Below are 6373 nucleotides of genomic sequence, written 5' to 3' on the forward strand. Positions count from 1 at the left end.
GAGGTGGATTGCGGTCCCTCGGTGCTGGCCGCCTGGGTCTCGGGCAGGTTCTGCTCGACGCTGGTCGGGGTCGAGGCCTGCTTCTGATTGCTGTTCTCGTTGGTGCGCACCGACTGCACGGAGCGCTCGACGCGGGACTCCGGATCGAAGATCGTCTCTTCGGTCTGGCGGGTGTCGGTGTTGACGTCGGCCTTGACGCTGGCGCGGAAATTGTCGGGGCCGAGATAGGGGGTCAGCGCGCGGCGGATGTTGTCGCCGATCTGCGCCTCGACCGTCTGCTCGACGCCCAGCGTGCGGGCCGCGCTCGTGTTGGACGGGTCGTCGCCGGCGGCCAGCAGGTTGCCATTGGAATCGAGCACCGTCACCTTGTCGGCCGCCAGGCCGGGAACGGCGGCGGCGACCAGGTGACGGATCGACATGGCGCTCTTTTCGGCGTCGATACCGGCATAGCGGATGACCACCGAGGCCGAGGGCTGCTGCTCGTCGCGGCGGAAATTGGCGCGCTCGGACATGACGATGTGGACGCGCGCCGCCTTGATGCCGGCGATCGACTGGATGGTGCGCGCGATCTCGCCCTCCAGGGCGCGCACCCTTGTGATCTGCTGCATGAAGGATGTCAGGCCGAGCGAGCCGACATTGTCGAACAGCTCGTAGCCGGCATTGGCGCTGGTCGGCAGGCCCTTCTCGGCGAGCATCATGCGAGCCTGCGCGGTGGTGCCGGCCGGCACCAGCACTGAGGTGCCGTCGGCGCCGACATCGAAGCCGATGCCGGCCTCGCCCAGCACCAGGCCGATCTGGTTCACGTCGGAGCGCTCGAGCCCGACATAGAGCGTCTCGTAGGCGGGACGGTTGAGATAGATCGAGGCCACGCCGATGACGGTCATGACGAGCACCGCGATGCCGCCCAGCATGGCGAGGCGCTTGACGCCAAATGCCCTGAGATTCGAGATGATGCTCTGGATCTGTTCCGGCACGTTCCAACGGCTCCCAGCATGACTGTCCGTCGGAACACTAGACCGCGAAGCTTGTGCGAGGATGATAGGCGGAAGGCAAAAGGCCGCGCTTGCGGCGCGGCCTTCGATGCAATGGAAAGATCAGCCGGAATATCAGCTCTTGAACAGGGCCAGGATCGACTGCGAGTTGCCGTTGGCGATCGACAGCGACTGGATCCCGAGCTGCTGCTGCACCTGCAGCGCCTGCAGGCGGGTCGATTCCTTGTTCATGTCGGCGTCGACCAGGGCGCCAACGCCCTTGTCGATCGAGTCCGAGAGGTTCGACAGGAAGCTCTTCTGGGTGTCGATGCGCGACTTGGCGGCACCGAGATAGGCCGCGCCCGTCGAGAGCTTGGCAAGCGCCGTTTCAACGCTGCCGAGCGCCGTATCGATTGCGGTGTCGGTGACCGCAGCGGCGCTCGGGTCGAAGAAGGTCGTGGCGAGAAGGCCGCCTACGATGCCGCCCGTGCCGGCAATATCGAGAACCTGCGTGTCGGCGGCCGCGACGTTGATGGTGTCGATGGCGACGGTGGTGCCGGTGCGGTTGTAGGAAGCGACGATCTGCAGGTCGGAGGCGACGAGGCCGTCGTTCTGCAGCAGGTTCGAGCCGGCATAGCTGGCATTGGTGACCGACGACTTGATCTGCTCCTGGATGGCCTTGATTTCGGTCGCGATCTTCTGCTGGTTGTCCTGGCTGGCGCCGCGGGCGGTGACCAGCTTGGCCTTGATCGCGTCGACCTGGTCCTTGATGTCGGTGATGGCGGTGTAGGCGGTGTCGACCTTGCCGGCGCCGAGGCCGAGTGCGTCCTGCACCGCCGACAGCGCCTTGTTGTCGGAACGCATGCTGGTAGCGATCGACCAGTAGGCGGCGTTGTCGGAAGCGGTGGCGACGCGGTAGCCAGTCGAGATGCGGGCCTGCGTCGTTTCAAGCGCCTTGTTGGTGGCGTTTAGGCTCTGCAGCGCGGTCAGCGCCGCGGCGTTCGTCATGATACTTGCCAAGGTACACCCCTTCTCAAAGCAGGCATGCCTTACGCATGCCGGTCAACCCGTTTGGCGGGGGCGTCATGCCTGTCGACCAACTGGTCTGCCCGTCATAAGTGAATGGTTAACCATAACTAGCGCGACATCGTTAATGGCGCGTTAAAGCCATGCTTTGGCGAGGGAAAATGACAAGGGTTTCACAAATGAAAATCGGGCCGCGCTGATGGCGCGGCCCGATGCAGATGACTGGAGTTCAGGAGGCGATCAGCCGCGGAAGAGCGACAGGATCGACTGCGAATTCCCGTTGGCGATCGACAGCGCCTGGATGCCGAGCTGCTGCTGGACCTGGAGGGCCTGCAGGCGGGTCGATTCCTTGTTCATGTCGGCATCGACCAGCGAGCCGACGCCCTTGTCGATCGAGTCCGAGAGGTTCGACAGGAAGCTCTTCTGGGTGTCGATGCGCGACTTGGCGGCACCGAGCGATGCGGCACCGGTGGACAGCTTGCCAAGCGCCGTTTCAACGCTGCCGAGCGCGGTGTCGATGGCAGTGTCGGCGACAGCGGCAGAGCTCGGATCGAAGAAGGTCGTGGCGAGAAGGCCGCCGACGATGCCGCCCGTGCCGGCGACGTCGAGGACCTGCGTGTCCGCAGCCTTGACGTCGATGGTGTCGATGGTGACGGTCGCGCCGGTGCGGTTGTAGGAAGCGACGATCTTAAGGTCGGACGCGGCGAGGCCGTCGTTCTGCAGCAGGTTCGAGCCGGCGAAGTTGGCGTTGGTGACCGACGACTTGATCTGCGCCTGGATGGCGTTGATTTCGGTCGCGATCTTCTGCTGGTCTTCCTGGCTGGCGCCGCGGGCGGTGACCAGCTTGGACTTGATCAGGTCGACCTGGTCCTTGACGTCGTTAATGGCGGTGTAGGCGGTGTCGACCTTGCCGGCGCCGAGACCGAGCGAGTCCTGTACGGCCGAGAGCGCCTTGTTGTCCGACTTCATCGAGGTGGCGATCGACCAGTAGGCGGCGTTGTCGGAGGCGGTGGCGACGCGGTAACCAGTCGAAATACGCGACTGGGTGGTCTCGAGCTGCTTGTTGGTGTTGTTCAAGCTCTGCAGCGCGGTCAGCGCCGAGGAATTGGTCATGATACTGGACATGGCTACTCGTACCTTGATTTTACACGTGTTTTTTTGACATACCGGCTTTTCCGGTATGACGGTGCGGCATCATGCCAATGATCGTTGATTGAGATCACCCGCCATCTGGGGGGACTATGCTGGCAAGTCCCTACCAAAGGCCTAAACGCGACGGTTAACCGAAAATATATTGCAGGAAATCTGGGCGCGGCGGCGCGGCGCCAGTCAGGCAAGGCTGGCGATCAATATCGACAAGTCAGGTGAAGGATCGCACCAGGCTGCCGACAAGCAGGTTCCAGCCGTCGATCAGCACGAAGAACAGGATCTTGAACGGCAGCGACACCACGGTCGGCGGCAGCATCATCATGCCCATCGCCATGGTGATGGTGGCGACAATCAGATCGATGACCAGGAACGGCAGCACGATCAGGAAGCCGATCTCGAAACCGCGCCGGATTTCGGAGATCATGAAGGCGGGCACCAGGATGCGCAGGTCGACGGTGTCGCGCGAGACGGTCTGGCCGCGTTCGCGGGCAAGGTCGGCGAAGAGGTCGAAATCCTTGTCGCGCACATTGTGCAGCATGAAGGTGCGGAACGGGTCCGAGATCTTCTCGAACGCTTCCGCCTGCGTGATCTGGTTGTCCATCAGCGGCTTGACGCCGGTGTTCCAGGCCTGATCGAAAGTCGGCGCCATGACGTAGAAAGTCATGAACAGCGACAGCGAGATCAGGATCAGGTTGGCCGGCGTCGACTGCAGGCCGATGCCGGCGCGCAGGATCGAGAAGGCGATGACGAAGCGGGTGAAGCTCGTCACCATGATCAAAAGCCCCGGCGCCACCGACAGCACGGTGAGCAGGCCGAACATCTGGATCAGGTAGCCGACGGTCGTGCCGTCGGCCTTGCCGATGGCACCGAGATCCAGCTGCTGGGCCGCGGCGACGGAGGTGGCAAGGACCAGGAGCGTGGCGGCGAGAAGGTATTTTCTCATTCGAGCAGCAATGTCCTGATCAGAATCTGTTTGGCATGGCCGCCGCTGCGGATGGCGGCACGCTCCTCGAGATCGGCCTTCAGATGCTGGTAACCGCTGGCGCCTTCGATCTGATGCATCTTCAGCGTGCGCACCAGCGCCAACAGATCCTGGTGGATCTGCTCGGTCATCTCCGGCGGCTGCGGCGCGTCGTAAAACACCGACGCCTCCAGCCTTATCCAGACCTCTGCGGGAGACGCCAGATTGGTGGTGATCGGTGCAAGCTGGACAAGCGTCGGTCCGACGGCTTCCTTGCCGGACTCGGCCGGCCTCTCGGTATTGCCTTCGTTTTCCGGAGCCACCGGCACCGAGGCCGGAGCATCGGTGCCCTTCAGATAGCCGCCGGACAGCCAGCCCATGCCGATCGCGGCGGCCGTCACCGCCACGAGCATGGCCAATTGGATGACCAGGGAAGGTCCCTTCTTCTGCCCGACTTGCTCGACATTGGCCATGGCGTAATTTCCCGAGCCTGCCCGTTTTAGAAGGGAAGAACCTGATCGAGGACCTGCTGGCCATAGGCCGGCTGCTGGATCTCACTGACTCGGCCGCGGCCGCCATAGGAGATGCGCGCTTCGGCGATGCGTTCGTAGGAGATGGTGTTCTCCGCGCCGATATCGGACGGACGCACCATGCCGGCAATGGTGAGCACCCTGAGCTCGTAGTTGACGCGTACCTCCTGCGAACCCCTGATCATCAGGTTGCCATTGGGCAAGACCTCAGTGACGACGGCGGCGACGTTGAGCTCCAGGGTCTCCGAGCGCTTGATTTCGCCGTCGGCGTTGGTTTCGGTGCTGGAGCTCAGGCCGGCGTCGCCCTTACCGCTCGTGCTGTTGCCCTCCCATCCCAGAGTGACATCATAGCCGAGCTTGCGCGCGGCGGTGCGGCTCCTGTCGTTCTGGTTCTTGAAGTTGGCCTTGTCGTTTAGCTTGATGTTGACGGTGAGGATATCGCCTTCGCGCAGCGCCCTTGGGTCGGTGAACAAGCGGCTCTGGCGATCGTCCCACAGCGAGAATTTCTTGACTGGCGCCGCCGGTGGCTCGGGATAGCTGTAAGGCGCGGCCGCGCCATTGCCGATGCCGGAGCCGACCGGCGACAGCGCCGGTTCCCTGCCGACCTCCTTGAGATCGGTACCGCAGCCGGACAAGGCCGCGACTCCGACGAGGATGAGCATTTTGCGGATCATGACGGATCTGTCCTTCGCGCCGCGCTGGCCATGATGCCGGTAAGCGCGGCGGCCGCCTTCTGGTCCATTTCGTTGAGGATGACGCCGGCCTTGCGCGAATCCAGCTTCATCAGGATGGCGGCGGCCAGTTCGACATTGACCATCGCCAGGCGTTCGGCCGCGGCGTCCGGCTTCATGCCGGCATAGATCTTGACAACGCTGTCCTCGGCGCGCGCGAGGAACACCTCGCGGCGCTTCAGCCATTGCTCGTATTCGGCCCGCTTGTCCTCCAGCGCTTTCATGCGCTGGTCGATGCCGGCCTGGAGCTCCTTCAGCTCCTGCGCCTGCAGGGCGTAGCGGCGATCGCGGGCGGCGTCGGCGATGTTGGAGCAGAAGCGCTGTATCTCGCTTTCGTCCGGCGCCTTCTCCAGGGTCATCTGCTGGGTTGCAGCCGGCGCCTGCCCGCCGGGCAGCACCTGGCGCACGGCCTCTTCGGCGCGGGCTGCGCCGGCAGAAAGAAGCATGACGGCGAGGGCCGGGGCAATCAACGCCGGCCTGGCGTTGCGGTTCGGTTGGCGGGGAGCGATCATCGGCATGGCCTATTGGAGGACCAGATCGGCTTGCAGGGCGCCGGCCGATTTGATGCCTTGCAGGATGGCAATGATGCCGTCCGGCTTGACGCCAAGACGGTTGAGGCCAGAAACCAGCGTTTCGAGGTTCGGCCCGTCGAGCACTGCGACCCGCGCGTCGGGCCGCGTGGCCTCGATGGCGGTGAAGGGCTCTACAGCGGTCACGCCCTTGGAAAAGGGCTCGGGCTGGACGACTTTCGGCGCCTCGGTGATGCGCACCGTGAGCGTGCCGTGGCTGATGGCCACGCGCGAGATCTTGACGTTGTTGCCGATGACGATGGTGCCGGTGCGCTCGTCGATGACGACGCGGGCCGGCGTGTCCGATTCCACGACCAGATTCTCGATCTCGGCATAAAAGCGTGCCGCCGAGACGTTCTTCGGCCGCCTGATCTGGACGGTGCGGGCATCGCGCTCGGCCGCGACGCGCATGCCGAAACGCTGCGCGGTGTAATCG

The 6373-nt window shown here is 63.9% G+C and carries 8 protein-coding genes; all 8 read right to left on the minus strand.

Annotated elements, in window-relative coordinates:
• A partial coding sequence (gene fliF / locus EN742_RS20180) for a flagellar basal-body MS-ring/collar protein FliF (protein ID WP_128333197.1) occupies window positions 1-974 on the minus strand: 974 nt, incomplete at its 3' end.
• 132 nt (window positions 975-1106) lie between these two features.
• The gene (locus EN742_RS20185; protein ID WP_126058480.1) at window positions 1107-1991 is read right to left on the minus strand and encodes a flagellin; all 885 of its coding nucleotides are present in this window, start codon (window positions 1989-1991) and stop codon (window positions 1107-1109) included.
• 246 nt (window positions 1992-2237) lie between these two features.
• On the minus strand, window positions 2238-3122 hold the full coding sequence (locus EN742_RS20190) for a flagellin (RefSeq protein WP_126058481.1): 885 nt from the start codon (window positions 3120-3122) through the stop codon (window positions 2238-2240).
• A 235-nt stretch (window positions 3123-3357) separates the two neighbouring features.
• Window positions 3358-4089, minus strand: coding sequence for a flagellar type III secretion system pore protein FliP (gene fliP, locus EN742_RS20195; protein ID WP_126058482.1), 732 nt, complete (start codon window positions 4087-4089; stop codon window positions 3358-3360).
• The gene (locus EN742_RS20200) at window positions 4086-4580 is read right to left on the minus strand and encodes a flagellar basal body-associated FliL family protein (protein ID WP_127406380.1); all 495 of its coding nucleotides are present in this window, start codon (window positions 4578-4580) and stop codon (window positions 4086-4088) included. The genes fliP and EN742_RS20200 overlap by 4 nt, the downstream gene beginning before the upstream one ends.
• Before the next feature lie 26 nt (window positions 4581-4606).
• Entirely contained in the window at window positions 4607-5311 is a 705-nt protein-coding gene (gene flgH / locus EN742_RS20205; RefSeq protein WP_127406381.1) for a flagellar basal body L-ring protein FlgH, read from the minus strand.
• Window positions 5308-5886, minus strand: a complete 579-nt coding sequence (locus EN742_RS20210; protein WP_127406382.1) for a MotE family protein — start codon at window positions 5884-5886, stop codon at window positions 5308-5310. The genes flgH and EN742_RS20210 overlap by 4 nt, the downstream gene beginning before the upstream one ends.
• Window positions 5887-5889: 3 nt before the next feature.
• A partial coding sequence (locus tag EN742_RS20215) for a flagellar basal body P-ring protein FlgI (protein ID WP_189375485.1) occupies window positions 5890-6373 on the minus strand: 484 nt, incomplete at its 5' end.

This window comes from Mesorhizobium sp. M4A.F.Ca.ET.020.02.1.1 (assembly GCF_004022645.1).
Taxonomy (GTDB): domain Bacteria; phylum Pseudomonadota; class Alphaproteobacteria; order Rhizobiales; family Rhizobiaceae; genus Mesorhizobium.

Coding starts and splice junctions, on each gene's coding strand:
- fliP (WP_126058482.1), bottom strand. CDS start 4,089: ATGAGAAAATACCTTCTCGCCGCCACGCTCCTGGTCCTTGCCACCTCC.
- EN742_RS20190 (WP_126058481.1), bottom strand. CDS start 3,122: ATGTCCAGTATCATGACCAATTCCTCGGCGCTGACCGCGCTGCAGAGC.
- flgH (WP_127406381.1), bottom strand. CDS start 5,311: ATGATCCGCAAAATGCTCATCCTCGTCGGAGTCGCGGCCTTGTCCGGC.
- EN742_RS20210 (WP_127406382.1), bottom strand. CDS start 5,886: ATGCCGATGATCGCTCCCCGCCAACCGAACCGCAACGCCAGGCCGGCG.
- EN742_RS20200 (WP_127406380.1), bottom strand. CDS start 4,580: ATGGCCAATGTCGAGCAAGTCGGGCAGAAGAAGGGACCTTCCCTGGTC.